The following is a 1,869-nucleotide window of genomic DNA, read 5'->3' as shown; positions in this document are numbered from 1 at the left end:
GCCTGCAGGCGGCCGAGGCCGCGCTGGCGCCGCCCCCGCCGACCGCGCCGGACGACTGATGCGGGCCCGCGCGCGAGGAGGCCCGCACACCAACGGTTAAGCCTGTCGACCTATCACCGAGCATCCCTCATGCGTCGTGCCGGGAGAGGCGCCGTTGACCCGTGACCAAGTCGCCACCGCAATCCGGCGCCTCGCCGCCTCGCAGGTCGAGGACATCGAGCGTGCCGTCAAGGACGGGCACAAGACGATCGCGCTGAACGAGCTGGCGGACCTGAACCGCCAGCTGAAGGCCTTCGCCGCCGCCCTCAAGAAGGCGCCGGTCCGGGCGTGACGTCGATCCCGTGATCCCTGGATCACAGGGTGACCGTCGACACGGCGGGACGTCGCGTTTTCCGCCACGGAGATCTTATTCATCTCAGGCGGGGGCGTCCTCGCCCCCGGGCTACCAGCGCGGGCCGCCCCAATCGCGATCCGGGATGTCGACCGGCGGCCGCGGCGGGTGATCGAAGACGACCGGGCGACGGGGGCCGTCGTCGTATCCGCCCGGCTCGTCGCAGACCCGGACACGGCGCACCACCTCCTCGCCATAGGCGTCGATGCGGCGCTTCACGAAGCTGCGGCAGCGCTCGGGCGGCTCGAAATCCGGGCCGGCGGTGAAGCGCGGGCGGCGGAAGGCCGGCTCGGGAGGGGGCGGCTCCCGGTGGGCGTAGCCGCCGTATTCCGGGGGCGGCGGCGGATAGGGCCCGTCGAAATCCGCGGCCCGTGCGGCGCCGACGGAGGCTTGGCCCGCGAGGACGAGCGCGCAGAACCCGGCAAGACGGAAACGGTGGAGCGACACGACATGTCCTCGCGCAATGCGTGGCCGGCGGCCATCGAAGCCCGGAGGATGATCGAGGGAGGCTGAACCGTTCGCGAGCGGACGCGTCGGGATCCGTTCAGCTTCGGTCCGCGGCGGTCACAGGTCCTTCGGCACCGTGCCGCGCACGGCACAGCGCCACTTCGCGACGTGGAGATCGGGGTGCGCCGCCTGCCATTCGGCGAGGACGCTCTGGGCGTGGCGCAGGCAGATGAACGGGTTGCTGCCCTCGTAGGACATCGGGATCTGGTCGTCGTGGCACTGCGTCGGTTGCGACAGCAGGCAGGCGGACAGCAGGATCAGCATCGGCAGGACGTCCTCGCAGGGTCCCGGCTCCGCGGCCGGGTTGAGAGGATCTTAAGACGACGCCGAGGTCCGTGGGAAGTGATGCGGCGAGGACGGCACGTGAGCCTGCCTCCCCCCCACTGCGGGGGGAGGCAGGAGCGGCTCTCAGGCCGCCGCCCAGATCTCGCCCTTGGCGATCGTCGCGAGGTCGCCGGAATAGCGCCGCAGCGGGCCGGCGGCGATCTCGGCGTGGCGCGGGCTCAGGGTCTTGAGCGAGCGCGCCAGCAGCCGCAGGAAGACGAGGTCGTGCTCGCCGGTCTCGACGAAGGTCGGCGTCAGGCGCCCGTGGCTGCCGAGGAGGAGCGTGCCGCGGCGCATGCCGTAGCCGGCGTCGTCGCCGACGGACCCGGCGGCGATCGTGCCGGCGATCATCCGCGAGCCGGCGTAATCGCCCGCGCGCTCGACCAGGATCAGCCCGCGCCGCATGCGGTCGCCGAGATGGCGGCCGGCGGTGCCCTTGATGACCAGCGTCGCGCCGTCGAGCCCGGCCTTGGCCGCGTAGACCGCGCCGCCGGCGTAATCGCCGGCATCGCCCGCGATGGTAATGGTGCCGCCGGTGGCGCCGGTGCCGGCGAACGGGCCGGCCGTGCCGGTGACGGTCAGCGTGCCGCCGGCCATGCCCTCGCCGAGCCGCTGGCCGACGTCGCCGACGACGCGGATCGTGCCGG

4 protein-coding genes are annotated in these 1,869 nt (G+C 73.0%); 1 reads left to right on the top strand and 3 read right to left on the bottom strand.

Annotated features, from left to right (window positions below; genetic code table 11):
- Positions 1-154 precede the first annotated feature (154 nt).
- Complete coding sequence (locus tag FV230_RS30120) at positions 155-331, top strand: hypothetical protein (protein ID WP_187274652.1); 177 nt, start codon at positions 155-157, stop codon at positions 329-331.
- A gap of 111 nt (positions 332-442) precedes the next feature.
- Here FV230_RS30120 and FV230_RS27870 read toward each other — a convergent pair whose 3' ends face one another.
- The 3 genes from FV230_RS27870 to FV230_RS27860 all read right to left on the bottom strand — a co-directional run.
- Entirely contained in the window at positions 443-838 is a 396-nt protein-coding gene (locus tag FV230_RS27870) for a hypothetical protein (RefSeq protein ID WP_147844668.1), read from the bottom strand.
- Positions 839-955: 117 nt separating this feature from the next.
- Positions 956-1,162 (bottom strand): hypothetical protein, encoded by a 207-nt coding sequence (locus tag FV230_RS27865; RefSeq protein WP_147729737.1) that lies wholly within the window; start codon positions 1,160-1,162, stop codon positions 956-958.
- Positions 1,163-1,306: 144 nt separating this feature from the next.
- Positions 1,307-1,869: formylmethanofuran dehydrogenase subunit C (locus FV230_RS27860; RefSeq protein ID WP_147844667.1), on the bottom strand; the 563-nt coding region annotated here is incomplete at its 5' end.

This window comes from Methylobacterium sp. WL6, assembly GCF_008040095.1.
GTDB lineage: Bacteria > Pseudomonadota > Alphaproteobacteria > Rhizobiales > Beijerinckiaceae > Methylobacterium.
The sequence above is the reverse complement of the archived record's forward strand: the minus strand, read 5'-3'. Positions and strand labels throughout refer to the sequence as shown.